Annotated in this window: 24 protein-coding genes; 7 read left to right on the top strand and 17 right to left on the bottom strand. The window is 63.9% G+C overall.

Annotated features, from left to right (window positions below; translation table 11 throughout):
- Nucleotides 1-25 precede the first annotated feature (25 nt).
- Genes OB905_07625 through OB905_07615 form a run of 3 tightly spaced genes read right to left on the bottom strand, consistent with a single transcriptional unit; the run spans nucleotide 26 to nucleotide 2,537 of the window.
- Complete coding sequence (locus tag OB905_07625) at nucleotides 26-148, bottom strand: hypothetical protein (GenBank protein MCU4925852.1); 123 nt, start codon at nucleotides 146-148, stop codon at nucleotides 26-28.
- Nucleotides 149-163: 15 nt separating this feature from the next.
- Nucleotides 164-1,342, bottom strand: coding sequence for a class I SAM-dependent methyltransferase family protein (locus OB905_07620; protein ID MCU4925851.1), 1,179 nt, complete (start codon nucleotides 1,340-1,342; stop codon nucleotides 164-166).
- Nucleotides 1,335-2,537, bottom strand: coding sequence for an NMD3-related protein (locus OB905_07615; GenBank protein ID MCU4925850.1), 1,203 nt, complete (start codon nucleotides 2,535-2,537; stop codon nucleotides 1,335-1,337). Before OB905_07615 ends, OB905_07620 begins: the two co-directional genes overlap by 8 nt.
- A gap of 440 nt (nucleotides 2,538-2,977) precedes the next feature.
- Between OB905_07615 and htpX the strand changes: the two genes are divergently transcribed.
- From htpX to OB905_07590, 5 genes are all read left to right on the top strand, one after another.
- Nucleotides 2,978-3,862: a zinc metalloprotease HtpX gene (gene htpX / locus OB905_07610; GenBank protein ID MCU4925849.1), complete on the top strand. Its 885-nt coding sequence runs from the start codon at nucleotides 2,978-2,980 to the stop codon at nucleotides 3,860-3,862.
- Nucleotides 3,863-3,886: 24 nt separating this feature from the next.
- The gene (locus OB905_07605; GenBank protein ID MCU4925848.1) at nucleotides 3,887-4,522 is read left to right on the top strand and encodes a hypothetical protein; all 636 of its coding nucleotides are present in this window, start codon (nucleotides 3,887-3,889) and stop codon (nucleotides 4,520-4,522) included.
- A gap of 72 nt (nucleotides 4,523-4,594) precedes the next feature.
- Nucleotides 4,595-5,869, top strand: coding sequence for a PQQ-binding-like beta-propeller repeat protein (locus OB905_07600; protein ID MCU4925847.1), 1,275 nt, complete (start codon nucleotides 4,595-4,597; stop codon nucleotides 5,867-5,869).
- Between the two features lie 121 nt (nucleotides 5,870-5,990).
- Nucleotides 5,991-7,022, top strand: a complete 1,032-nt coding sequence (gene radA / locus OB905_07595) for a DNA repair and recombination protein RadA (GenBank protein ID MCU4925846.1) — start codon at nucleotides 5,991-5,993, stop codon at nucleotides 7,020-7,022.
- Between the two features lie 110 nt (nucleotides 7,023-7,132).
- Complete coding sequence (locus tag OB905_07590; protein ID MCU4925845.1) at nucleotides 7,133-7,528, top strand: hypothetical protein; 396 nt, start codon at nucleotides 7,133-7,135, stop codon at nucleotides 7,526-7,528.
- Nucleotides 7,529-7,584: 56 nt separating this feature from the next.
- Here OB905_07590 and OB905_07585 read toward each other — a convergent pair whose 3' ends face one another.
- The 3 genes from OB905_07585 to OB905_07575 form a co-directional block, all read right to left on the bottom strand.
- Nucleotides 7,585-7,992 carry a hypothetical protein gene (locus OB905_07585; protein MCU4925844.1) on the bottom strand — a complete coding sequence of 136 codons (408 nt, stop codon included), beginning with the start codon at nucleotides 7,990-7,992 and terminating at the stop codon, nucleotides 7,585-7,587.
- A 78-nt stretch (nucleotides 7,993-8,070) separates the two neighbouring features.
- Nucleotides 8,071-8,490 carry an SUF system NifU family Fe-S cluster assembly protein gene (locus OB905_07580; protein MCU4925843.1) on the bottom strand — a complete coding sequence of 140 codons (420 nt, stop codon included), beginning with the start codon at nucleotides 8,488-8,490 and terminating at the stop codon, nucleotides 8,071-8,073.
- Between the two features lie 113 nt (nucleotides 8,491-8,603).
- On the bottom strand, nucleotides 8,604-8,852 hold the full coding sequence (locus tag OB905_07575) for a hypothetical protein (protein MCU4925842.1): 249 nt from the start codon (nucleotides 8,850-8,852) through the stop codon (nucleotides 8,604-8,606).
- A 209-nt stretch (nucleotides 8,853-9,061) separates the two neighbouring features.
- On the opposite strand from OB905_07575, the gene OB905_07570 reads away from it, so the two are divergent.
- Nucleotides 9,062-11,137, top strand: coding sequence for a multicopper oxidase (locus OB905_07570; GenBank protein ID MCU4925841.1), 2,076 nt, complete (start codon nucleotides 9,062-9,064; stop codon nucleotides 11,135-11,137).
- A 120-nt stretch (nucleotides 11,138-11,257) separates the two neighbouring features.
- Complete coding sequence (locus OB905_07565; protein MCU4925840.1) at nucleotides 11,258-14,776, top strand: ATP-binding protein; 3,519 nt, start codon at nucleotides 11,258-11,260, stop codon at nucleotides 14,774-14,776.
- Nucleotides 14,777-14,805: 29 nt separating this feature from the next.
- On the opposite strand, the gene OB905_07560 is transcribed toward OB905_07565, so the two are convergent.
- The 11 genes from OB905_07560 to argH all read right to left on the bottom strand — a co-directional run bounded on the left by OB905_07560 (nucleotide 14,806) and on the right by argH (nucleotide 25,542).
- Nucleotides 14,806-15,627 (bottom strand): transcription initiation factor IIB family protein, encoded by an 822-nt coding sequence (locus OB905_07560; protein ID MCU4925839.1) that lies wholly within the window; start codon nucleotides 15,625-15,627, stop codon nucleotides 14,806-14,808.
- A gap of 166 nt (nucleotides 15,628-15,793) precedes the next feature.
- Nucleotides 15,794-16,066 carry a hypothetical protein gene (locus OB905_07555; GenBank protein MCU4925838.1) on the bottom strand — a complete coding sequence of 91 codons (273 nt, stop codon included), beginning with the start codon at nucleotides 16,064-16,066 and terminating at the stop codon, nucleotides 15,794-15,796.
- A gap of 173 nt (nucleotides 16,067-16,239) precedes the next feature.
- Nucleotides 16,240-17,499 (bottom strand): threonine synthase, encoded by a 1,260-nt coding sequence (gene thrC, locus OB905_07550; protein MCU4925837.1) that lies wholly within the window; start codon nucleotides 17,497-17,499, stop codon nucleotides 16,240-16,242.
- A gap of 63 nt (nucleotides 17,500-17,562) precedes the next feature.
- Nucleotides 17,563-18,483 carry an ornithine carbamoyltransferase gene (gene argF / locus OB905_07545; GenBank protein ID MCU4925836.1) on the bottom strand — a complete coding sequence of 307 codons (921 nt, stop codon included), beginning with the start codon at nucleotides 18,481-18,483 and terminating at the stop codon, nucleotides 17,563-17,565.
- Nucleotides 18,483-19,589, bottom strand: a complete 1,107-nt coding sequence (locus tag OB905_07540) for a [LysW]-lysine hydrolase (GenBank protein MCU4925835.1) — start codon at nucleotides 19,587-19,589, stop codon at nucleotides 18,483-18,485. Before OB905_07540 ends, argF begins: the two co-directional genes overlap by 1 nt.
- A gap of 4 nt (nucleotides 19,590-19,593) precedes the next feature.
- The gene (locus OB905_07535) at nucleotides 19,594-20,745 is read right to left on the bottom strand and encodes an aminotransferase class III-fold pyridoxal phosphate-dependent enzyme (GenBank protein MCU4925834.1); all 1,152 of its coding nucleotides are present in this window, start codon (nucleotides 20,743-20,745) and stop codon (nucleotides 19,594-19,596) included.
- The gene (locus OB905_07530) at nucleotides 20,742-21,608 is read right to left on the bottom strand and encodes an acetylglutamate/acetylaminoadipate kinase (GenBank protein ID MCU4925833.1); all 867 of its coding nucleotides are present in this window, start codon (nucleotides 21,606-21,608) and stop codon (nucleotides 20,742-20,744) included. Before OB905_07530 ends, OB905_07535 begins: the two co-directional genes overlap by 4 nt.
- 1 nt (nucleotide 21,609) lies before the next feature.
- On the bottom strand, nucleotides 21,610-22,686 hold the full coding sequence (argC, locus tag OB905_07525; GenBank protein MCU4925832.1) for an N-acetyl-gamma-glutamyl-phosphate reductase: 1,077 nt from the start codon (nucleotides 22,684-22,686) through the stop codon (nucleotides 21,610-21,612).
- Nucleotides 22,686-23,564, bottom strand: a complete 879-nt coding sequence (gene lysX / locus OB905_07520; protein MCU4925831.1) for a lysine biosynthesis protein LysX — start codon at nucleotides 23,562-23,564, stop codon at nucleotides 22,686-22,688. The genes argC and lysX overlap by 1 nt, the downstream gene beginning before the upstream one ends.
- Nucleotides 23,565-23,625: 61 nt before the next feature.
- Nucleotides 23,626-23,790, bottom strand: coding sequence for a lysine biosynthesis protein LysW (lysW, locus tag OB905_07515; GenBank protein ID MCU4925830.1), 165 nt, complete (start codon nucleotides 23,788-23,790; stop codon nucleotides 23,626-23,628).
- 216 nt (nucleotides 23,791-24,006) lie between these two features.
- Nucleotides 24,007-25,542, bottom strand: coding sequence for an argininosuccinate lyase (argH, locus tag OB905_07510; protein MCU4925829.1), 1,536 nt, complete (start codon nucleotides 25,540-25,542; stop codon nucleotides 24,007-24,009).

Below are 25,542 nucleotides of genomic sequence, written 5' to 3'. Positions count from 1 at the left end.
GCCTTTCGCTCGACCAGCCGGCTGCCTAAAAGAGGTACATCGCCGGCATCGCGATCATCGACGTCGCCATCAGCACGGCGAACCCGAGGGCGATAGCCTGTCCTTTGCTCATTGCCGGCCCTTCGATTCGGGGAAGTATGAATGTCACGACCTGCCACCCCCGTCACTCGATCACGGCGTCGACGACGACGTGGGCGACGCCCGCGCTGTGGCTCTTGACCCGTCGCGTTTCGAGTTGTCCCACCGTTCGGTCTGTCGCCTCGACGGCTGCCTCGAGCCGTTCGATCGGGCGTTCCCACAGCTGTGACTCCGGCGTCGCCTCGTGGTAGTGGACGACGCCGCCAGGAACCAGCGCCTCGAGTGCGGCGGGAAGGTACTCGTGGGCTTCCCGGGACCGCGGCGCTGTCTCTCTCTGCTCGCCACCACTCTCTCTCGCCTCGCCGCCGGCCCCGTAGTACCCCATCACGACCCGGTCGGCCGTCACATCTGCTGCGACCTCCTGGCAGTCGGCCCGGTAGGCGTCGACGCGCTCTGTGACGTCGTTCAAGACTGCGTTCTCGAGCAGATAGCGAAACGCCGTCGGGTTGATCTCGGCTGCGGTCACCTGCGCGCCGGCCCGGGCCATCGGCAGCGTGAAGTAGCCGATGCCGGCGAACATGTCGAAGACGCGCTCTCTGTTCGACTCATCCCTCCCTGAAATCGACTCATCCCTCCCTACAACCACCTCGCCCATCCGAACGCGCTCGGCCTGATTTCCCGGGGAGAACATTACCCGGGTCGGGTCGAGGGCGTACTTCGTCCCGTGTTCGACGTGGATCGTCTCCGTCTCGGGATCGCCAGCCAGCAGGCGTGTCTTCGGCTCTCGGTGAGTTCCCTCGACGCCGTCGTTTTCGATCCCCTCGTCCGCGAGGACGGTCTCCGCTTCGCCGTGGAGTGTCAACAGCGCCTCGCCCACCGCACTCTCGTCCGGACAGTCGGCGGGAAGCGTCACGAGGACGTTCGAGCCGATTACGGCCCACGAACCCGGCGCCGACGCCAGCTCCGCCTCGCTCCAGCCGCGTTCTGTCAGCAGCGCCTCGAGACTCTTGCTTCGGTACTCCGGATCGATCTGCCGGATCACCGCTCGAACTCGCGTCTCCGCTGGCGGCTCCGTAACTGGGAGTGCGACCGTCTCCGGCCCGTACTCCTGGACGTGGCGTGCGTCGTCGTAGACGCCTTCCGCACGAAGGGCGGCGATGGCTGTCTCGGATCGTGGCTTTTCGACGACGGCGGCGAGCGCCACCGCCGTCGATTGCTCGCCGTCGTTACCGCCAGACGGTGATGAGCCGTCTGGCTCACTCATCGTCGGGCAAGATGTGGAGCCCCGCGCGGCTCTTGAGAACCGGAACTGTCTCTGCGTCGGGATCGACGTACTCCGGCCGGGAGATCGTCGTTGCCTGGTAGGTCTCGGGATCTAGCACTTGGATTGCGCGCTCGTCTTCGACGGTGACGACCGTCGTCTCGACGGCATCGTCGCGGTCGCCCAGCTTTCGCGCGTCCGGCGAGTTGCCCTCTTCGTAGCTCGCCTCGTAGCGCTCGCCGGTCGTCAGTCGGACGCCCTTCAGGTTACCGCGAGCGCTGCGGACGAGAACGGGCCCGTCGTCGTCGTCCGCCAGGTCGATCACGTCGCCGGAGCGGTACGGCGGTAGCCGGACGGCGAAGGTAACGCGGTAGACCTCGTTGCCGTCTTCGTCCTCCGTGACGAGGGTTTCGGCGTCGTTTACCGTGCCGCCGAACTCCTCGACCATCTTGTTCGAGACTTTCTTCCCGATCTTGTTGGTCGAGACCTTGATATTCAGCCCGTCGTCAGTTTCGCTCGTCTCCGTGACGAAGGCGTTGCGGTCGCCCGTCGCCTCCATCTCGTCGACGACGTCGTGGGCGATCTCTTTCGCGCGATCGATTTCGTCTGCTGCCGGGCTCCGATCCTCGGCCCGGATCTGGACGATGCTGGCGTAGTAGTCGCCCGCGATTCGGCCACAGCGCTGGCAGGTCTGGCGGGCGATCCGAACCGGGACCGTTACTTGCTCTTCGACTGCCTGGTCTCGCACGACACCCGTGAAGTAACAGTGCATCCGGATCGTGTTCGGATCGATCTGCTCGGGTTCGACCTGCCAGGCGACGTCGGCGACGTCGACGTGGACTGCGATCGCCTCGCTCACCGCCTCGATTGCGACGTCGGTGTAATCGTCGGCGCCGACGTCGAGCCACCGATTTCCTCGGTGAACCGCCCCGCAGCGTGCACAGACCTGCACGTCGATCCGGTCGGGCGCGTCGACAAACTCGAACGCCTCGAAGTAACACTCGTCGCAGTGGCGCACCGATTCGGCGACACCGGTGTCGGAATCTGTGTCGGCTGGTGATGTGTCGCCAGCCGATACGTGCCCGCCCGCGGCGCTCGCGTCGGTGTCGGAGCCATCGCTCGCTGCTACCGTCGGCTCACGGTGGGTGTCGGAAAGCGGTGTCCCACACCGGGGACAGAACGCACGCGAATCACTCATTGGCGCCAGTTGGGGACTATGCCTGTTAAACGGCGCGCTCGTGATCGGCTTTCGGTTCGTTTCACCACGTGAGAACTCCACACGAAATGAGGGGGTTCGAGAACCGGCGCTCGCTTCCACGCGAAACGGGGGTCTTGTTGGGGACTCCCATCGACACGTTCGTCGAACGGACCGACACGCACCGGTTAGAGCGCTCGAGAGCCGGTGGCTTCGTTTTCGACTCCCGATCCGATTCCGTACGACGACCCCTTCGTAGGCCACCGTCTGCCACTCGTCTGCCGTCTGTCACACCCAGAGCTCGAAACCCATGTCAGACGAGCTCTCATCCCACGGTTTCCATACGAAGTCAAGGGGTTGTGGCGTGGCCACCGGCGAAATCGGCTCGGTACTCCGTGGCGTCACTCGTGTGATACTTATCCCCTCGGACCGTACCTTGTGACATGGACTGGAAGGCGGACTGGGGGCTTCGGTTTCGGATGTTCCTCACGATGTTCCTGCTGTTCGTGCTGTACATCGTCTTCGCCGGAGCAATCGCTGCGTACATGGGGAGTTTCGTGATTTTCGTCGTGATCTTCGGCGGCTTCTCACTCGTCCAGTACTACTTCAGCGACACGCTCACGCTGAGGAGCATGGGCGCGAAGACGGTCTCGGCCGAGGAGTACCCACAGCTACACGCATCCGTCGAACGCCTCTCCCAGCAGGCAGATCTACCGAAGCCGAACGTCGCCGTTGTCGACTCGAACGTTCCCAACGCCTTCGCCACCGGTCGAAACCAAAAAAACGCCGCCGTCGCGGTGACGACCGGGCTACTGCGATCGCTCAACCAGGAGGAACTCGACGGCGTCATCGCCCACGAGCTCGCTCACGTCAAGAATCGCGACATGATGGTGATGACGATCGCCTCGTTCCTCTCGACGATCGCGTTCATGATCGTCCGGTGGGGGGCGTTCTTCGGCGGCGGCCGAAGCCGCGGCGGCGGCCGCGGCGGTGGTGGTATCGTGGTCGCAATCCTCGTCTCGCTGCTCGTCTGGATCATCAGCTACATCCTCATTCGGGCGCTCTCGCGGTACCGCGAGTTCGCTGCCGACCGCGGCGCGGCCGCCATTACGGGTAATCCGGCGGCGCTCGCCTCCGCGCTCATGACGATCTCCGGTGAGGTCGACAAGGTCCCTGACACGGACATGCGGGAGGAAGCCGAGATGAACGCCTTCTTCATCATCCCGCTGAAGTCCGGCATCGTCGGAAAGCTGTTTAGCACTCACCCCTCGACCGAGCGCCGGGTCGAACAGCTCCGCCAGCTCGAGCGAGAGATGAGTGGTTTCTAAGGGGTCGGCGACCCCACACGAACCATGGGACTGCTCGACGGCCTCCGGTCGGTACTCGGCCTACGCGCCGAAGCCGACGCCTCCCGCGACGCCGATCCGGACGACCTCTTCGGGATGAGCACCGCCTACATCACGATGTCGGCCGACCTTGGCTTCGAGTCCGCCAACGCGGGTGCGCTCTGTTTCGCCGGCGTCGACTCCCGAACCTTTCGCGAGGCCGTCGAGGAGGTCGAGGCGATTCTGGAAGCCGGCCGCGAAACCACCGGCACCGAGTTCGACCTCACCGCGGACGACCACGGCTACCGCTGGGTCGTCCTGGAGGAGAACGATCCGGAGGACCTCGTCACGAGCATGCACTTCGCCGCGGATACGTTCATCGAGCACGGCTACGGCTCGCGGCTGCTGGCGGCCGTCTTCGCCTATCGCGAGCCAGCCGATCGCCTGCGTGGCGGCGACGACGTGGACGGACGCGTCTACTGGATCTACTCGTTTCGTCGCGGTCGATTCTACCCCTTCGCGCCCCGAGCCGGCCGCGAGCGCGACTCCAGCGTCGAGTTCACACTCGAGTCCGCCTTAGACGGCGAACTCGAGATCGAGCGCGAGAAGGAGTACTGGTATCCGCTCTGGCCGAGCCAGGGCGGAACGCACCCCTGGGAGTGAGTCGCCGTTTGACCGCCCTCCGTTCGTACTGTGTCGGATCGCTTATACTGTCCGAGTCGAAACGCCCGGCCAGTGAGCGAGTGGACACAGTTTCGCGGCGACGAACGTAACTCGGGGCGCCGAGACGAGGTCTCGTCACCGCCCCGACCGGACGTCTCCTGGACCGCTGATCTCGACGCCACGCCGATCGGATCGCCAATCCTCGATCGGAATGCCGTCTACGCCGGTACCGAAATCGGCATCGTGGCGGTCGACAGACACACCGGCGACCGCCGGTGGCGCTTCGATACCGATGCCGCGGTACACGCGCCGATTCGAACGGGCGACGTCGTTGCGTTCGTGACTCGCGACGGAACCGTCCGCGCGCTCGACGCGCGCTCCGGCGAGCCGCGCTGGGGCGTCTCGGTTCCCGGACCCGTCGAGGCTCCTCCGACGGCAGACGGCGATCTCCTCGTTGTCGGCCATGCCGCGGGTGTCTCTGCACTCGCCGTCGAAACGGGCGAGGAACGCTGGACGCGACGAATCAACGCCCCCGTTGTCGGAACCCCTGCGGTCCACGACGGCCGCGTCTTCGTCGGGACGCGCGACGAGGACGTTCGCGCCTTCCGGACGGCTGCCAACGACAGCAGTTCGTCCGATTCTCGGGCGGAATCAGACGATTTCGCTGCAGACCCTGCCCCCGCTCCAAACGACGATACCGCTGCGGACGCTGACACCCTCGCCGCTGACACCCCCGCCGCTGACGCCGACACCCCCGCCACGGACGCCGACACCCCCGCCACGGACGCCGACGACGCCGACACGGACGACGAGTCGATCTGGACAGCGCCGATCGATGGGACGGTCGTCGGCGGACCGGTGGTCGTCGCTCCCGACGAGGCGCCAGATCGCGTCTACGTCGCCGACGACGACGGGCTCATGCTCGCACTCGACGCTGCGACGGGCCAGACGTGGTTCACCTACCAGATTCGCGACGCGTTTACGACTGCCCCGACGGTGATCGACGACGCGGTCTTCGTCGCGGCGGCGGACGGTTACTGCCACGTCACGGACACGCAGTTTGGCACCCGGAAGGTTCGTGGCTGGCTCTTCTCGAAGAAAGGGATCGGTCTCGACGGTGTCACCACCGCCGAACCCGCCTACGCCGGTGGACGGCTCTGTCTCGGCGACGACACCGGCTCCGTCTACGGAATCGAGGTCGACGATCTCGACTTCGCGTGGCACCGTCCGCTGGAAGCGGGCGCCTCGGCTGGTCCCGCAATCGGCGAGGACGGACTGTACGTCGGTACCGACGACGGACGCCTCGTCCGTCTCGGCTGGGCCGAGGACGAGCCTGGGTGGAACTGACCGAAGACCTTCTCTCATAGTCTTGCGGATCGTTTCTCACCGGTCGCACCGCCGTCTCCCACTTCCACTTTCACTCTCCTGTTAACGAGGGTTTATAGTGGCGTCGGCGCAACGACCATCCATGGCAGACGTAGACCTCGAAACCCTTCCTGGCGTCGGACCGGCGACCGCGGACAAACTCCTCGATGCAGGCTACGACTCGTTCCAGAGTCTGGCCGTTGCCTCTCCCTCAGAGCTGTCGAACACGGCTGACGTCGGCGAGTCGACCGCGGGAGACATCGTCCGGGCCGCCCGGGACGCCGCCGACATCGGGGGCTTCGAGACTGGATCGACGGTGCTCGAACGACGCAACGAGATCGGCAAACTCTCCTGGCACATCGACGAGGTCGACGACCTGCTGGGTGGCGGCATCGAGACCCAGTCGATCACCGAAGTGTACGGCGAGTTCGGGGCCGGCAAATCGCAGGTCACTCACCAGATGGCGGTCAACGTCCAACTTCCACGGGAGGTCGGCGGTCTTCACGGCTCCTGTATCTTCGTCGACTCCGAGGACACGTTCCGTCCCGAGCGAATCGACGACATGGTTCGCGGACTCCCAGACGAGGCGATCGACGCTGCCCTCGACGACCGCGAGATCGAGGGATCGGCCGGCGACGAGGAGGCAGTCGACGAACTCGTCGAAGACGTTCTCGAGAAGATTCACGTCGCGAAGGCGTTCAACTCGAACCACCAGATGCTCCTCGCCGAGAAGGCAAAGGAACTCGCGAGCGAGCACGAAGATTCCGACTACCCCGTGCGACTGGTCTGTGTCGACTCCCTGACCGCACACTTCCGTGCGGAGTACGTCGGCCGTGGAAACCTCGCCGACCGCCAGCAGAAACTCAACAAGCATCTCCACGACATCGACAAGGTCGGCAACCTCTACAACGCCGCGGTCATCGTCACCAACCAGGTCGCCTCGAACCCCGACTCGTTCTTCGGCGATCCGACCCAGCCGATCGGCGGAAACATTTTGGGACACAAGTCCACGTTTCGAATGTACCTCCGCAAATCCAAGGGTGACAAGCGGATCGTCAAACTCGTCGACGCTCCGAACTTAGCCGACGGCGAGGCCATTATGCGCGTCCAGGATGGTGGACTGAAGCCGGAGTAAGGACTGATCCGGCAGTTCCCCTTGGGGCCGGGGTCAGTGCTCACCGGATAGCGAATTAAAATAATTTGGCAGTACGGTTCTATTACTCTCCCTCGTTTTCCCGTTCGTCAATGACGTCCGAAGCGATGGAACCGGAGATGGTGGATCGCGTTCACGAACTGCTGTCGGATTCGCGGCGTCGGTCTCTCCTCTACAGACTTCTTTACACCGATCAGGTGGACGTCGACAATCTTTCCTGCGAACTCGCCGCCCGCGAACGGGGCGTTCCGATCGAGGCAGTATCCGAGAGGGAGTGCCAGCAGGTGTCGATCTCGTTCGCACACAACCACCTCCCGCAACTCGTCGATTACGGCGTGATCGAGTACAACGACGGGAACGGCGTCGCCACCACGGCCGAGCGCTTCGACGAGATCAGGCCGTTCGTCGAGCACGCCGAACCACTAGAGCACAGCCGTCACTGCGTTCCGACCCCCGCACAACCGCAGACGAGCGGTCTATCCAACTGACGTCGATTCCATCTCGGTGTCTCGATTCGATCGCGAGCGACGGCGATCCGAGGTCGCTACGCACTACTTGTCTCGGCCAGCGCCTCGAGTGCGGCTCGTCGCTTTTCAGGGACGGTCTTGATGCGCGCCTTCTTGTCCTCGGGATCTTCCAGCCCGTCGAGCCAGGACAGCGCGCTGTAGAACGCGACCAGTCGGCCGATTTCGTCCTCGGTGAGCAACCCCAGATCACCGGCCGCAGACTCGTAGATCACGGGCGCCTCAATGCGCGTCGTGACCCCTTCGTAGTCGCCCTCGTCGATCACCTCGTCGACGTGCTCGTACGCGCGCAGTTCCTTCCGGAAGGCCTGCCGAAGCCGGCGGGTCGCGTCTCGCTCCCGTTTCCAGTAAAGCAGGTACGAGCCTGCCGCGGTGGCGATCGCACCGATGATCGCGCCGAGGACGAACCCGAGGGCGGTGTCGACCATACGTCACCTCCGTCGTACCGGCGGGTAAGGGTGTGGCCGGCGAGATGGGGACAAACCACCGCAAAACGAGATCTCTTGTTACTCTTCGGTCGAGGTTTTCTCCTTTTCGAGTTCGCCCCGGTAGATCTCCGCGCCGTCCTGGGCGACCTTCTCTGCGAGCACCGCACACTTGATCCGCATCGGCGAGATGTCCACGCCGAGCATGTCGACGACGTCGTCTCGGTCCATCTCGAGTAGCTCGTCGATGCTTTTCCCCTGGAGCTCCCCGGAGAGCATGCTCGCGCTGGCCTGGCTGATCGCACAGCCGTCTCCGGAAAACGCCACATGTTCTATGGTCTCGTCGTCGTCCCCGAGTACGACGTCCATGCGAATCTCGTCCCCGCACATCGGATTCTCGCCGACGTGGGTGAAGGTTGGATCCTCGAGTTCCCCGTAGTTCCGGGGGTTCTTGTAGTGGTCGAGGATCTGCTGTCGGTACATGTCCGAGCCCAGTCCCATTGCTATGCCAGACTACATCGCTGCGCTGTAAAAGGGTTCCGGGCAGGAAACGAGCGACACGGGCGGTGCTCGATCTCGAACAAAAACGGGCGGCGGTTGCTGGCCGACGCTGCTCAGTTCGAGCCCTGCTCGACTGGCGGGTTGCGGTAGCAGGCGTCGACGATCGCGAACACGCCGACGGTGGATGCGACCACCAGTGCCTGCTGTACCGACACACCCAAGACGGCAGTTGCGACCAGCGAAACCGCGAACGCTGCCGGAACGATCGCGAGCAGGAGATCGTACCGGCTCGCCGCGGTGAGAGTGTCGATCAGGGCGTCGAACGGATCGCGCTCGGAACGACTGCTCGATCGTTCGTACATTCGTTCTCACCTCGGCGCCAGTAGATACGCCCGCGTCCCGAAAAAGCCCATCGCCGCTGTCGAACGCCCTCTCCACCTCTTGCGATCGTCAACCGCGCTCGGGACCGATCACGCGCGGTGACTATTTTCTGTGACTAACTCTCGCGAAACTTATGCACTGAATTTCGAGCGAAAGTACTTGTTTCGAACTGATGTTCGATGGCGTAGTTATGACAGACGATCAGCGCTCGTCACCCGTCCACCGGGCGCAGCGGGACGGTGGGACTAGTGTCGGTACCGAACTCCCTGCAAGGCGGCGATCCATCCTGAAGGGGATCGGGGGAATTGGGGCTGCTGGACTGCTCGGATCGAGCGGTGCGGCCGCGACGTCGGCGTCGTCGACCGGCGCTATTTCGGGAGAGACCACTTCGGTTCAGCGCGCGTCCGAAATTCCCCAACTGACCCAGACCGAACACTCGTCTCCGGATCTCGAGAAGTGGGTCGACGAACTGCCACGCCCCGGCACCGTCGAGCCGACCGGGACGAAAGACGACCACCCCTACTACGAAATCGAGATGCGCGAGGTCGAACAGGAGATCCACCGCGATCTCCCCGAAACGACAGTCTGGGGGTTCGACGGGCAGTATCCCGGCCCCACTATCGAGGCCGAGCGCGGCGAGCCGATCTACGTCCGGTGGAAGAACGATCTACCGGATGATCATCTCCTCCCCGTCGACACCACGATCCACGACGAGATGATTCCCTACGATATAGACGGTGTGCGGACCGTCACCCATCTCCACGGCGGGAGTATCGAAGACGTAAGCGATGGGAAGGCCCAAGCCTGGTTCACCCGCGACTTTGCGGAGACGGGTCCCGATTTCGAGAAGAAAGACTACTACTACGTCAACGACCAGCCGCCGGCGACGCTGTGGTATCACGACCACGCGAAGGCCATCACGCGACTGAACGTCTACGCCGGCCTCGCAGGATTCTATCTGCTTCGGGACGATCACGAGCGTAGCCTCGACCTCCCCGACGGCGAGTACGAGATCCCCCTTCTTATTCAGGATCGGCGTTTCAACGACGACGGCTCTCTCTTTTACCCAACTGCCGTCTCCGAGACACACGGCAGTCCCGACGATTCGCATCCCGAACCGAGCATCGTCCCACACTTCTTCGGAGACACGCCGGTCGTCAACGGGAAGGCCTGGCCGCGTCTTTCGGTCGAACCACGAAAATACCGATTCCGGATGCTAAATGGTTCCAACAGTCGCTTTTACAACCTCAAACTACTCGAATACGACGAGTCTTCGGGCGAGGTAGGCGCCGGCGGCCCCCCGTTCGTCGAGATCGGCAGCGACGGTGGGCTGCTCTCCGAGCCGGTCGAGACCGACGACCGCCTCGAACTTGGTTCGAGCCAGCGCGCAGACGTCGTCGTCGACTTCACCGACTACGCCGGCGAGACGCTCATCCTCCACAACGACGCGCCGGCGGTGTACCGCGGTGAGACCGGAAACGGGGTGGACGACTCCGAACCGCTCCCCGAGATCATGCTGATCGAGGTCGCCGCCGACGCCGATGGGGAAGACGACAGCCAGGTGCCAAGCGAACTGACCGAGGTCCCTGAGATTCCGGTCGACTCGGTCGACAACGAGCGCTACCTCACGCTCACCGCCCAGTCTGACGATTATGGCCGGACGATGCACCTCCTCGGGACGGAGGACGAGCCGTCTGGCCTGCGGATGACCGACCCGGTGACTGAAACTCCCACGCTCGGCGATACCGAGATCTGGAGCTTCGACAATTTCACCGGGATGTCCCACCCGGTTCATCTCCACCTGGTCCAGTTTCAGGTGCTCGGACGACAGCCGACCTCGGAGTACGACCCGGCTGAGGACGATGTCGATCCGGACGCGCTCGAGCCGCCTGAATCGTACGAACTGGGCTGGAACGACGTGGTAACCGTCCACCCCGGCGAGGTGGTCCACGTCATCGTCCACTTCGGCGAGTACGAGGGGTTGTTCACCGATCAGACGGGCGAGTACATGTGGCACTGTCACATGATCGAGCACGAGGACCACGATATGATGCGACCGTACACCGTCTCGGAGGCCAGCATCCTCCCCGACTGGGTTCCGGACGCCGGCGTCGAAGACCGGTTGCGGGATCTCGGCCTCCGTGACCACGCCGACGACGTCTCCGGCTCTGCCCTCCTTCCGGGCGCCGTTGGCGCCGTCGGCGGCGCGTACGCGGTCAAGCGAATCCGTAGTCGGTTCGGTTCGAACGACGACAACCGATACTGACTGACGCCTTCGGAACGTCGCCGACGAGTCACACAGTGTGGGGCCCGCCGGCTCACCGCCCCTCCACTTTCGCCGGACTATGCCACAATTTATACGCGGTGGCGCCCCTATCCCAGTGCAATGGCGCAAGCGGGAAATTCCGAACTCGTCGACGCGTTCGAGCAGTTCTTCCGCAACTATTACGACAACGAGATCAAACAGCTTGCGCAGCGATACCCAAACGAGCAGCGGTCGCTCTGGATCGACTGGCAGGATCTCTACCGGTACGATCCCGACCTCGCAGACGACGTCCTCGCCCAGCCCGAACAGCTCCAGCGCTACGCCGAGGAGGCCTTACGACTGTACGATCTTCCGATCGACGTCAGCCTCGGACAGGCCCACGTCCGAGTTCGCAACTTAGCCGAGACGGAGTCGCCGGAGATCCGTGACATCCGCGCCCGCGACATGAACTCGCTGGTTCAGGTTCGGGGCATCGTCCGCAAGGCGACAGACGTCCGCCCCAAGATCGAGGAGGCGGCCTTCGAGTGTCAGCTCTGTGGTACCCTCACCCGTGTTCCCCAGTCCAGTGGCGACTTCCAGGAACCCCACGAGTGCCAGGGCTGTGAACGCCAGGGCCCCTTCCGGGTGAACTTCGACCAGTCCGAGTTCGTCGACGCCCAGAAGCTACGCATCCAGGAGAGCCCCGAAGGCCTGCGCGGCGGCGAGACGCCCCAGGCGCTCGACGTCCACGTCGAAGACGACATCACCGGCGAGGTGACGCCGGGCGACCACGTCTCGGCAGTCGGCGTCCTCCGACTCGAACAGCAGGGCAACCAGCAGGAGAAGTCGCCCATCTTCGACTTCTACATGGAAGGGATGGCAGTCGACGTCGACGAAGAGCAGTTCGAGGACATGGATATCACCGGCGAGGACAAAGAAGAGATCGTCCGCCTCTCGAGCCAGGAGGACATCTACGAGCGGATGGTCGACTCCATCGCCCCTTCGATCTACGGCTACGACGAAGAGAAGCTCGCCATGATGTTGCAGCTGTTCTCGGGCGTGACGAAACAGCTGCCCGACGGCTCCCGGATTCGCGGGGACCTGCACATGCTCCTCATCGGTGATCCGGGTACTGGAAAGTGTGTGAAAGGAGATACGAATATCACGCTCGCGGACGGACGAACGGTCCCGATTCGCGAACTCGTCGAATCACATTTCGAGGACCCGAAACCAATCGATGACGGCTGGTGGGACGAGATTGATCTCGAGGTCCCATCGCTTCAGGACGACGGATCCATTGCTCCCCAGCGGGCGACAAAAGTGTGGAAACGCGAAGCACCTGAGCAAATGTATCGAATTCGGACCGTGAGTGGACGGGAACTCGAGGTGACGCCGTCGCATCCGCTGTTCGTCCAACAAGACGGACAGTTCACACCGGTTGTAGCAGATGATCTCACTGAGGGACAGTTCGTTGCTGCACCTCGAAACTATCCAACAGACGGTAAGGACGTTCTCGATGTCGACTTCCGACGATCCAAGTCTCGGAATGCCGTTCAACTCGATCTGCCGACGGAGTGGACACCTTCGTTATCCCGGTTAATCGGATACATAATTGCAGAGGGTTATGTAGAGAAGCGAAATGACAACACCGGATTCGTTTCGATTACAAACAACGATAGAGAAGTCCTGAACGATGCAACGAACGCTCTCGAGGAACTGGGTCTCAATACGACAGAACGGGATCCCCATGAGAGTAAAGAAGCCCGTGAACTACTCTGTTCAGCAGGTGAGTTCGTAAGTTTCCTCGAAGCGCTCGAACCGTGTATCCTTCAGTCATCCGACGAACAATGTGTCCCGGATGACCTTTTCGAAGCTAGTGACTCGACGAGGTCGGAGTTCCTCAAAGCGTTCATCGAAGGGGAGGGCCACGTTTCGGCGTCGCAGCGAGAGATAACCGTCGCTTCAATGAGCCGTGAACTGCTCGAAGGCATCAGAACGCTCCTGCTCTCTGTCGGGATCCGGTCACAACTTCACGAACGACGTAATGGCAGTTATCGTCTCAGAATAAGCGGCAGCGAATTCGAGACGTACGTCGCGAAGATCGGATTCGTAACGCAGCGAAAACAGGACTCTGCCGAACAGTACGTCGATACGGAAGGGAACACTAACCTCGATATCATTCCTGATATCGGGTCGGAGCTTCGACAGATTCGTGAGTCGCTATCGCTTACACAAGCTGACTGTGGACTTCCTCGATCGACGTATCAACACTACGAACGAGGATCGAGAAATCCGAGCCGCGAGAGCCTTCGAGAGGTCATCGGAGCCTTCAAAGCCGCACTACCAAGGGAGGAGAGCCAGACCGAAGAAGGTGCATTAGCAGACGGCGGATCCGTAAAAGCGAGCATCGCCGCTCTCGAGCAATTCGTCGAAGGCGACGTCTACTGGGAACGCATCGAATCAATCGAAACGGTCGACCCCGACTATGACTGGGTGTACGACCTCGAGATCGAAGGGACGCACAACTACGTTTCGAACGGGGTCATCTCGCACAACTCCCAGATGCTGGGCTACATCCAGAACATCGCCCCTCGGTCCGTCTATACGTCCGGAAAAGGCAGCAGTAGCGCGGGGCTTACTGCCGCAGCTGTGAGAGATGACTTCGGCGACGGCCAACAGTGGACCTTAGAGGCCGGCGCGCTCGTGCTCGCCGACCAGGGAATCGCCGCGGTCGACGAGCTAGACAAGATGGCCGCCGACGACCGGTCGGCCATGCACGAGGCGTTAGAGCAGCAGAAAATCTCGGTCTCGAAGGCGGGAATCAACGCCACCCTGAAATCCCGCTGCTCGCTGCTGGGCGCCGCTAACCCCAAGTACGGCCGGTTCGACCACTACGAGCCGATCAGCGAGCAGATCGATCTCGAACCGGCGCTCATCTCGCGGTTCGACCTCATCTTCACGGTCACGGACCAGCCCGACGAGGAAAAAGACCGCAACCTTGCAGAGCACATCATCACCACCAACTACGCCGGAGAGCTGACGACACAGCGCGAGCAGATGACTAACTTAGACGTCAGCCAGGGCGAGATCGACGAGATGACCGAGACGGTCGATCCCGCGATCGACGCTGACCTCCTGCGCAAGTACGTCGCCTACGCGAAACAGAACTGTCACCCGCGGATGACCGAGGAGGCCCGCGAAGCGATCCGGGACTTCTACGTCGACCTCCGGTCGAAGGGAACCGACGAGGACGCCCCCATCCCGGTCACCGCCCGAAAACTCGAAGCACTCGTCCGGCTCTCCGAGGCCAGCGCTCGCATTCGTCTCTCGGATACGGTTGAAATAGAGGACGCCGAGCGGGTGATCGAGATCGTCCGCTCCTGTCTGCAGGACATCGGCGTCGATCCCGAAACCGGCGAGTTCGACGCCGACATCGTCGAGGCCGGCACCTCGAAGTCCCAGCGCGACCGGATCAAGAATATCAAGCAGCTGATCGGCGAGGTCGAAGAGGAGTACGACGACGGCGCTCCGATTGACATAGTTCTCGACCGGGCAACAGAGATCGGGCTCGATCAGTCCAAAGCCGAACGCGAGATCGAGAAATTAAAACAGAAAGGCGAGGTCTACGAGCCGAGTACGGACTCGCTTCGGACTACCTGATTCGACGCGACCCGTGGATTCTCCGTCGCTCAGAGTTTTTCGAGTTCGGTGACCGTCGACCGGACGGTCACTGGCTGTACGTCTGCAATGTCTGCGGCGGCGGCCTGGGTAATTCGCTCTGTCTGCGGACACTCGATCGCCGCTGCGTAGAGACATGCTGCTGCCACTCCGCTGGGGTTTCGACCCCCGATTACGCGTGCCTCGGTTAGCTGGGTTACATACTCCCGAGCTATGCGCTCGACCGCTGAATCGAGATCCAGCTTCGACGCGTACCGCGGCAGGTACTGCGTAGGATCGATCGGCCCGGTGGGCAACCCCAGCTCGCGGTTCAGGGCGTCGTATGCGACTTTCAACTCCTCGCGGTCTGCACGAGAGACTGCGACGACCTCTGCGAGTGTTCGGGCGATCGACAGTGTCCGACAGATCGCGTACACTGCTGCGGCTGCGAACCCCTCGATCGATCGCCCGGCAAAGAGGTCGGCAGACTGAGCGGAGTCGAACAGCGAACACGCCTGCTCGCGTGCGGATTCGGGGAGGGAAAGCTCAGAGACGATTCGCCTGATCTCGGTGAACCCGTACACCTGGTTTCGATCCGCCTTCGAAGCGATCCGCGCTCGATTGTGCTCCCGGCGCATCCGCGCAAGCTGGCGGCGTTTGCGTCCCGTGAGCCGGGACCCAGTTCCGTAGCCAATCTCCGTCGAGAGTCCACGATCGTGTCTCGATCGAGTGAGCGGGGCGCCCGTTCGTCGTCGGTCCACCCCGTCGTCGAACGATCGCCACTCTGGGCCACGATCGATGGCATCCTCTGTGGAAACCAGTCCGCACTCCTCACAGATGGTTTCGGTGTTCATCGAGCGCAAACGTCCGTCACATTCCGGGCAGATCGTATCCGGTCCTGGTTGGTCGGTCGGCACGTATTGTCACACACAATAATATCGTGCACATCACAACTTAAATTATGGGTTAGAATATATTGTGAATGTGGGTGGGGCGGTTGCTTGTTGGCCGGTGGCTTGGCTACGTGCTGTGGGGACGATTACAGTCGCACGCTCGCTCCTCGAGAACGAGTTCGTACTGATTGATGATGGCCTGTCTGTTCATCCGACTGGCTGCAAGCTCGCGCTCGAGGAACGCGATTCGCAACTGGTGTCTCGTTCGCTCGATATTCGTTGCGAGTGGCAGGAAGGGATCGGTTCGGGAACCTCCGGCTGATCGATCCACCAGTTCCGGGCTCTCCGTCGTCCTCGAGACCAACTCGCGGTGGGACGCAGTGTGATGGTGGGTGGACATGGATCGAACCCTGCAACGGCTACCTACAAAACTGTCAGTCAGCCACTAGTCAGACATGTCTGCCCACTGTCTGTCAGACGACAGACGTCGTCGCTGGCTACCTCTGTGCGCGAGAGATGTCGCTTGCTCGGAATCGACAGTGCTACAAGACGCACGTGTGTTCCGTGCGTCGATTACAGCACTTCGAGGACGCCCTCAGTGTCGTTCGGCACCGGCTCGGGATCGCTCCCCGCGGCCGCGGCGGCGTCGGGGTCTTTGAGCAGATGGCCGGTCGTCAGGCAGGCGACGCGCTCGTCGCCGTCGACGATTCCCTCGGCGCGGAGCTTTCGCAGTCCCGCGACGGAGGCCGCGGAGGCCGGTTCGACGCCAATTCCTTCTTCGGCGAGCTGGCGCTGGGCGTCGGTGATCTCTTCGTCGGAGACGGCAATGGCCGTTCCACCGGTCTCGCGGATACCCGGAAGCGCCTTCGGCGCGTTGACCGGGTTGCCGATCCGGATTGCGGTTGCACGCGTCTCGACGTCGTCCCAGCGTCGGACCTCGTCGGCGTCGTTCTCGATCGCCTCGACCATCGGCGCGGCGCCCTCGGCCTGGACACCGGTGAGCTTCGGCACCTCGTCGATCGAGAGCGAGCCAGACTGGACTAGCTCCCGGAAAGCCTTGTACAGCGCCGAGGTGTTGCCGGCGTTGCCGACGGGGAGGATGATCCGGTCGGGGAAGGCGCCGTAGTCGTCGCGGAAGGCCTCCAGGATCTCGAGGCCGATCGTCTTCTGCCCTTCGAGCCGGAAGGGGTTCAGCGAGTTGAGTAGGTAGGCCTCGCCGCGAGCCGCAAGCTCCTGGACGATGTCGAGACAGGCGTCGAAATTGCCGTCAACTTCGAGAATGCGGGCGCCGTGGAGGCTCGCCTGGGCAATCTTCCCGGCGGCGACTTTCCCCGCGGGGAGGAGAACGAGCGTCTCCATCCCGCCCCGGGAGCCGTAGGCTGCGAGTGCCGCGCTCGTGTTGCCGGTCGACGCACAGGCCAGCCGGCCGACGCCGAGTTCCTTCGCGACGGCGACGCCGACGGTCATGCCTCGATCTTTGAACGAGCCGGTGGGGTTCATCCCCTCGTGTTTGATCCGCAACGCCTCGACGCCGATCTCCTCTTCGAGTCGGGGGACGCGGTATAGCGGCGTATCTCCCTCCTGGGTCGTCACGCCCGATTCGAGGGGGAGCGCGTCGCGGTAGCGCCAGACGCCCCGGCCCTGGCCCGCGAAGTCTTCGAGCGTGGGCAGGTCGGCGTATCGGACTTCGAGCAGCCCGTCGCACTCGTCGCAGGTGTAGCGGACGTCCTCGAATGGGGCGTACGTTTCGCCACACTCGATGCACTCGAGCCAGGCGCCGTCCTCGGCGTCGGCCGGGATGTCGGGTTGTGCCGCGGCAAGACTGAGACTCATTGTCCGCGGGAAGGGCTGGCAGGGAGAAAAGTGGCGTGGGTTCGCGGCGGCCGGGGCAGTTGCCTATGCTACCAACCAACTCAACAGCGCCTTCTGGGCGTGGAGCCGATTTTCCGCCTGGTCGAAGACGATCGAGCGCTCGCCTTCGATCACGTCGTCGGAGATCTCCTCGCCGCGGTGGGCCGGCAGACAGTGCAGCACGGAGGCCTCGGGGGCGTGGGCTAACAGCTCGTCGTTCACCTGGAACCCCTCGAAGGCGTCCATGCGGACGTCGCGTTCGTCCTCTTGGCCCATACTGATCCAGACGTCGGTGTAGACGACGTCGGCGTCGGCGACGGCCTCGACGGGATCGGTCGTCACCGTGGGTGCGGGTCCGAGTTCGGCCGCCCGCGATTCGATATCCTCGTCCATCTCGTAGCCCTCGGGTGTTGCGACGGTGAGGTCGATGCCGGCGAGGGCACAGCCGAGCGCGAACGACTGGGCGACGTTGTTACCGTCGCCGACCCAGGCCGCCGAGACGTCGGAGAGATCACCGTAGTGCTCGCGGATCGTCAGCAGATCAGCGAGCGTCTGGCAGGGGTGGGCGTCGTCGGTGAGCCCGTTGACGATGGGGACGTCGGCGTACTCTGCGAGCACCTCGATGTTTTCGTGTTTGAAGACACGTCCCATCACGACGTCGACGTACCGAGAGAGCGTTCGCGCGGTGTCTTTTAGGGGTTCGCCCCGGCCGAGCTGGATGTCGTCGGCGCCGAGAAAGATCGCGTGGCCGCCCAGCTGTGTCATGCCCGTTTCGAAGGAGACGCGGGTCCGAGTGCTCGGCTTCTGGAAGATCATCCCGAGCGTCTGGCCGGGGAGGTCCTTGTGGTCCTCGCCGGCGTCTTGGGCGCGTTTGTACTCGGCGGCCTGGTCGAGGACTGTCTCGAGTTCTGCAGCTGAGAGGTCGTCGACGTCGAGCAGGTGTCTCACGTCGTCGTTCCCCGCCATCACGCCTCACCCCCGAGGTCGTCGGCGACGCGAGTCAGAACCTCGACCGAGCGATCGAACGCTGACAGCGAGAGTCGCTCGTCGGGCGCGTGGTCGAGGTCGGAGTTCCCTGGACCGTAGGTTGCCATCGGGCAGTCCCACGCACCGGCGTAGATGTTCATGTCGCTGGTGCCGGTTTTCCGGACGAGGCGAGGCTCTTCGCCCTCCTCGCGGATGGCGACGCGGAAGGCTCGTGCGACCTCCGTTCGCGGGCTCGTCATCACGGGCGGAACCGCGTCCTTCCAGGTGACGGTCCCGACCTCGAGTTCGGCCTCTGCGGTCTCGCGGACAGTCTCGACGTCGAGAGCTGGCGGGACGCGAAGCTGGACATCCATCGTCGCCTCGACGGAGAGCCCGTCCTCGCTGACCCCGCCGTCGATGTCGACCGGTTTGGTGGTCACCTGCTCGAAGACGGGTTCGTACTCGTCGCCTTCGAAGCGCTCTTCGACGGTCGACCACCACCGAACGGCGTGCTGGATCGCGTTCGGATCCGGCCGGGACGTGTGTCCGGACTCACTCGTCGCGACGTAGGTTCCAGCGACTAAGCCACGGTACCCAAGCGTGATCCCGTCGGTTCCAGACGGCTCGCCGTTGATAACGGCCTCGGGCATCTCGTCGCGATCGTCGACCAGATAGCGTGCACCCGTCGAGTCGACTTCCTCGCCAACGACGCCGACGAACGAGACGCCCGTCCGCACGGCGGCCGCGGCCATCGCAGCGAGCGGTCCCGTCGCGTCGACGCTGCCGCGTCCCCAGAGCACGTCGTCGCCCTCGTCAGCGACGTCGGCCGCAATATCTGCGTCGCTGGCCGGTTTCACGTCGACGGGAATGTCTCCTGGAACAGTGTCGACGTGAGAGGTCAACAGGGCGGCGTCGTCCGCCGGCGCCCGCACGTTGCCGACCTCGTCGATCCACACGTCGCGGCCGTACGTCTCGAAGAACTCGACGAGCCGGTCGGCCGCGTCCGTCTCCTCGCCGGAAGGGGAGGGAATCGAAACGAGGTCGATCAGCAGTTCGCGGGCGTCGTCGAGCGATACGTCGGTCGGTTCGGTCATGCTCGCGTTCATGGTCTTACTCGGCTTCCGCGTCGGGTGCGAGGATCTCGGTCAGCGCGTCGACGAACTGATCGGCTTCGGCCTCGCCGATCGTGAGCGGCGGCAGCAGGCGCAGAACGGTCCGGCCCGCCGGAAGCGCCAGAATCTGGTGTTCGAGCGCCAGGTCCCGGGCGACGCGGTTCGCGCCGCGTTTCAGCTCGATGCCGATCAGCAAGCCCTCGCCACGAACCTCGCGCACCTCGTCGCCGAGGGCGTTCTCGAGTTCCGTCGTGAGATAGTCGCCCATCTCGGCGGCGTGGGCGGGCCACTCCTCTTCGACCAGCGTCGAGATGGTCGCGTGGACCGCCGCAGTGACGACGGGGCCGCCGCTGAACGTGGCGTTGTGCGAGGCCGCGCCGTCGGCGATCCAGTCTGTGACGACGACTGCGCCGACCGGGAGACCGTTGCCAAGCCCCTTCGCCGTCGTGATAATGTCGGGCGTCACACCCGCGTTTTCGCAGGCCCACATCTCGCCCGTCCGGCCCATGCCGGTCTGGACCTCGTCGAAGATCAGCGCCGCGCCGGTCTCCTCGGTGAGTTCGCGTGCCGTCTCGAGGTAGCCCGCGGGCGGGACGTTGATGCCGCCTTCGCCCTGGATCGGCTCTAAGATGACGGCAGCGGTCTCGTTGTCGACGGCCGCGGCGAGTTCCTCGTCGTCGCCGTAGGGGACGAACTCGATGTCGCCGGCTAAGGGCTCGTAGGGTTTCTTGTACTTGTCCTTCCAGGTCGCCGCGAGCGACCCCATCGTTCGCCCGTGGAACGAGCGGGTTGCCGCGACGATCGTCGAGTTGCCGGTCGCAGACCGGGCGAACTTCAGCGCCGCCTCGTTGGATTCGGTTCCGGAGTTACAGAACCATGCCTGATCCAGTCCGTCAGGTGTGGCTGCCACGAGCGCCGCGTAGGCGTCCTCGCGAGATTGGACGGGAAACGAGGAGTCGACGAACGTGAGGTTGCCGACCTGCTCCTGTACTGCGTCGACGACAGCCGGGTGGCTGTGGCCGAGCGGCGTGCAGGCGTAGCTCGCGCCGGCATCCAGATACTCCGTGCCGTCCGGCGTGTAGAGGGACGCTCCCTCGCCACGTTCGATACGGATGGGCTTGCTGCCGGAGACGAAGTCGTGGTCGCTCATTGTGTTGCTTCCTCCGTTTCGGCGTCCGCGTCCTCGAGTACGGTCGACTCGAGGGTCGTGCCCTCGCCTGCGAGCGCACTCGTGATCGGTTCGTCGGCGTTGGCCGTCGCGACGATGACCGACGACGCGCCGCCGGTTAACGCTTCCTCTGCGGCCATGACCTTCTTTGTCATGAACCCCTCGGCGGCGTCCGTGACGGCTTCGAACTCCTCGGGTGTCGACGCCGAATCGATCTTCGTCGACTCGTCGTCGGGATCTTCGTAGATTCCCGAAACGTCCGTCAGGACGACCAAGTCCGCTTCGAGCGCGCCCGCGATCGCTGCCGCGGCGCGGTCGGCGTCGGCGTTGACGGCAGTGTAGCCGCCGTCCTTCTCGGCGCCGAGTGCAGGAACCGAGACGACGGGCGTGTAGCCGCCTGCGAGTAGCGTCTCGAGTAGGTCCGCGTTGACCGACTCGATCTTGCCCGAGTGGTCGCCGCGTAAAATCTTCTTCTTGCCGTCCACCTTCGCGCGGACGGCGGACTTGCGTTTTCCTTCCAATAGTTTGCCGTCGGTACCCGAGAGCCCGACCGCGTTCACGCCCTCGTTCTGCAAGCTCTCGACCAGATCGGTGTTGAGCTTGCCGGGCATGACCATCTTGAAAACGTCCATCGTCTCCTCGTCGGTAAAGCGGCCGACGACGCCCCCGGGCGTCTCGACGTAGGTCGGTTCCTGGCCGAGGGCCTCTAAGGTCTCGTCGACGGCGGTCGAGCCGCCGTGGGTGAGGACGACGTCCTCGCCGTCTTCGACGAGGCTCGCAACGTCCGCGAGCGCTCCTTCGGGTTCGACGGCGCGAGCGCCGCCGATCTTGACGACTACCGTCATCCTACGGCGCCCCCACGGGGTGTAGCCCTGCGAACTCGAGGCCAGCCGTCTCCTCGAAGCCGAGGGCGATGTTCGCGGCGTGGACCGCCTGGCCAGCCGATCCCTTCATCATGTTGTCGATCGCCGAGAAGACGACGATGCGCTTGTTCGACGGATCGAGTTCGAAGCCGACCTCGGCGAAATTCGTTCCCGAAACCGCCTTCGGCTCGGGATAGCGGTAGACGCCGGAACCGCCCGCGGCCATGCGGACGAAGGGCTCGTCCTCGTAGCAGCCCCGATACGCTTTCCAGAGATCGCCCTTCGAGACGGGCCCGCTTGGGAAGACGTGGCTCGTCGCGCTGGCGCCACGGATCATGTCGACTGCATGGCAAGTAAATGCCACCGAAGTACCGAGGAACTGCTCGATTTCGGCCTCGTGACGGTGGCCCGTCGGCGCGTAGGGGCGGACGACGCCCGAGCGCTCGGGATGCGAGGACGCTTCCCCGCCGCCGGCACCGCCTTCAGAGGAGCCGACTTTGACGTCGACGACGACCTGCTCGCCGCCCTCCAAGATGTCGTGTTCGAACAGCGGGTACAGCCCTAGGATGGTCGCGGTGGCGTTACAGCCGCCGCCCGCGATGAGCTCCGCACCGGGGAGGTTCTCCCGGTTGATTTCGGGCAGTGCGTACTCGGCCTTCTCTAAGTACTCCGGCGCGACGTGTCCGTCGTACCACTCGTCGTACTGTGCTTCCGTATCGAGACGGAAGTCTGCTGAGAGGTCGACGACGGTGTCTGCAATGTCGAAAAACTCGTCGACCTGTCCCATCGAGACGCCGTGGGGCGTCGCGGCGAACAGGATGTCGACGCTCTCGAGATCGTTGGGTTCGGTAAAGCGCAGGTCCGCACCACGAAGCGGTGGGTGAACGGAGCCGACACTCTTGCCGGCTTTCGAGCGGCTCGTCACCTCGGCAATCTCGACGTTCGGGTGGCCCGCAAGCAGTCGCAACAGTTCGCCGCCAGTGAAGCCCGAGCCGCCGACGACGGTCGCCGTCACGGTCTCGCCGGCCCCGCTGGCGCTGGTGTCAGTATCGACCGCCATCAGGCGGTCACCTCGAGCTCCGAATCGGCCGCTTCCGCGGCCTTCTCCTCGAGCCAGTCGACGACGGTGCCGGCGACATCGGTCTCGACGGCGCCGTCTAAGGCCTTGAACTCGACGGTGTGGTTGACCTCGTGGACCGTATAGCCGTCTTCGGTCTCCATCAGATCGATACCCAGCAGGCCGCCACCGACGGCGTCGCTGGCCTTCTTGACGAGCTCTCTTGCTTCCTCGTCGGGCTCGAAGACGTCTGTCTCGGCACCCTTCGCGGCGTTGGTGATCCAGTGATCCGAGGAGCGAACCATCCCCGCGATCGGCTCGCCGTCGGTCGCGAGCACGCGGATGTCTCGTCCCGGCTTGTCGACGAACTCCTGAACGTAGAACACCTTGTGCTCGTAGTGGCCGAGCGTGGCCTTGTGTTCCAGAATGGCCTCTGCTGCGTCCGGCGAATCGATCTTCGCCATCAGGCGACCCCACGAGCCCACGACGGGCTTCAAGACGCAAGGGTAGCCAAACTCCTCGATGGCCTCCATCGCGGTCTCTTTGGTAAAGGCGACCTTCGTGGCGGGCGTTGGAACGCCCGCTTGCTCGAGTGCGAGGCTGTTTTTGACTTTGTCAGCACAGATATCCGCGGTCTCGTGGCTGTTTACCACGGGAATGCCGTACGCCTCGAAGAACTGCGTCGCGTACAGACTCCGGCTCGTGGCGAGACAGCGGTCGACGACGATGTCGAGGTCGGCGATCTCGTCGGGTGCCTCGCTGATATCGAACGTCTGCTTGCGAACGTCGATCTTCTCGACGTCGTGATCACGCTCGCGAAGCTCGTTCAAGAGGAGCTTCTCGTCTTTGCGAATTCGGGAGTAGAGTATGCCTACCTTCACGCGAACCACCCCTCAGCGGGGAGAGACACACGGCGCAGTTTCGTTGCGACCGTGTGCAAGGTCACTCACCCCAGTCCTCTTCGAGCTCGGGGGCTCGCTCGAGGACTGGCGGCTCGGTGTCGACGACTTCGAGTTCGGCGCCACAGGTCGTACAGTCAACGATCTCTCCAACTTCCAGATCGTCGTGCAGGGACACCTCCGCCCCACACTCGACGCATTCGGTCATGGTACCCGAAACTGTGAGCCGATCACCCTTAAACCCTTCGAACTTAACAGCGAAATTATACTATCCGCAGTCCACTCTAACGGTGCGTCGATGCGGTTCTTTGCCGGGTTTTATTTGAATTATCACGTAGTAGGTAGGTTATCCCCTCGCGGGGATCGCCGTCGCCGGGGCCGTCGAATGTGACCGCCCGCGTCGAGAATGAACCCTGAAACCAGCTCAGACATATTCGTCCACCTCCGTGCGGAGTGTGCGGTGTGCGTTTGAAAGCGACGCCTCACGGGCCTCGAGTTCCGTGCGGTCGTCGGCGAGCTGCTCGCGAGCCGACTCGCGCTGGGCGGCCACGGCCTCGGGGGCCGGGCCGCCGGTCGAGTCGCGACTCGACACGCTGGTCTCGGGGTCGAGTGCGTCTTCGACCGCTTCGGGCTCGACCAGCGACTCGAGGGGGTCGCCGAGTACGTCCTCGACGGCGGCCTCGATCGCGTCGTAGTCGCCCCCGTTCTCGGCTGCGATGGCGACGATCTCGTGGGCCGTTCGGAACGGAACTCCGGCCATTGCGAGCAGGTCGGCGACGCCGGTCGCCGTCGAGAAGCCCGCGCCGGCCTCGTCGGCCAGCGCCTCGTCGTTCCAGTCGGCCGTCGCGACCGCGCCGGCGGCGACTTCGCTCGCCTGCGTCACCGCATCGACGGTCTCCCAGGCGTGGGGCGTCGCGCGCTGGAGGTCGCGGTTATACGCGCGGGGTAGGCCCTTGAGCGTCGTCGTCAGTCCCTGGACGCTGCCGGCGGCGTCGCCCGCGACCGCGCGGACGAGTTCGAGCGTGTCGGGATTCTTCTTCTGGGGCATGATCGACGAGGTCGAGGAATAGTCGTCCGAGAGGTCGACGAAGCCGCGGTTCGCGAAGACGATCACGTCCTCGGCGAGCCCCGACAGCGTCGTCGCGTGTGTCGACAGCGCCTGTGTCGCCTCGAGTAAGAAGTCCCGACTCGAGGATGCGTCCATCGAATTCTCGACGATACCGTCGAAGCCGAGCAGTTCGGCCGTGCGCTCGCGGTCGATGTCGAACGGCGTGCCGGCGAACGCGGCCCCGCCCAACGGCGACTCGTTGATCCGGCCGTAGGCGTCGAGCAGGCGCGCCGTATCGCGGGCGATCGCGCCCTCGTAGGCCAGCGCCCAGTGGGCCACCGTGGTCGGCTGGGCGGGCTGGAGGTGCGTGTAGCCGGGCATGATCGTCTCGTCGTGCTCGGCGGCTGTCTCGAGTAACGTCTCGCGGAGCGCGAGCGTCGTCTCGATCGTCCGGAGGACATCCTCGCGCAGCCGGTAGCGGATGCAGGCCGCGACCTCGTCGTTTCGCGAGCGGGCGGTGTGCATCTTCCCGCCGTCCGCGCCGATCTGATCGATGACCGCCGTCTCGATCGCTTCGTGGACGTCCTCGCCCTCGGGGAGGGCGGTATGGCCCTCGTCAGCGACTGCCTCGAGCGCCTGGAGGATCTCACCGGCCGTCTCGTCGTCGATGATCCCGCACTCTGCGAGCATCACGACGTGGGCGCGGTCGACCGCCAGATCGGCTGCGAAGATCCGCTCGTCGGCTGCGAGCGAGGAGAGAAAGCCGCGGGCCGGGCCGCCGGCGAAGCGATCGCGGCGGACGACACCCTGGCCGGGATTCGGCTGCGAGGCGTCGCTCGAGACCGCGTCGTCGGTCTCGTCGACACTGCTCGTACCCTCGTCCGGTCCGTCGGCGGCTTCCTCTCCGGTCAT

The organism is Halobacteria archaeon AArc-dxtr1 (genome assembly GCA_025517425.1).
Taxonomy (GTDB): domain Archaea; phylum Halobacteriota; class Halobacteria; order Halobacteriales; family Natrialbaceae; genus Halostagnicola.
This window is presented reverse-complemented; position numbering and strand designations above follow the sequence as displayed.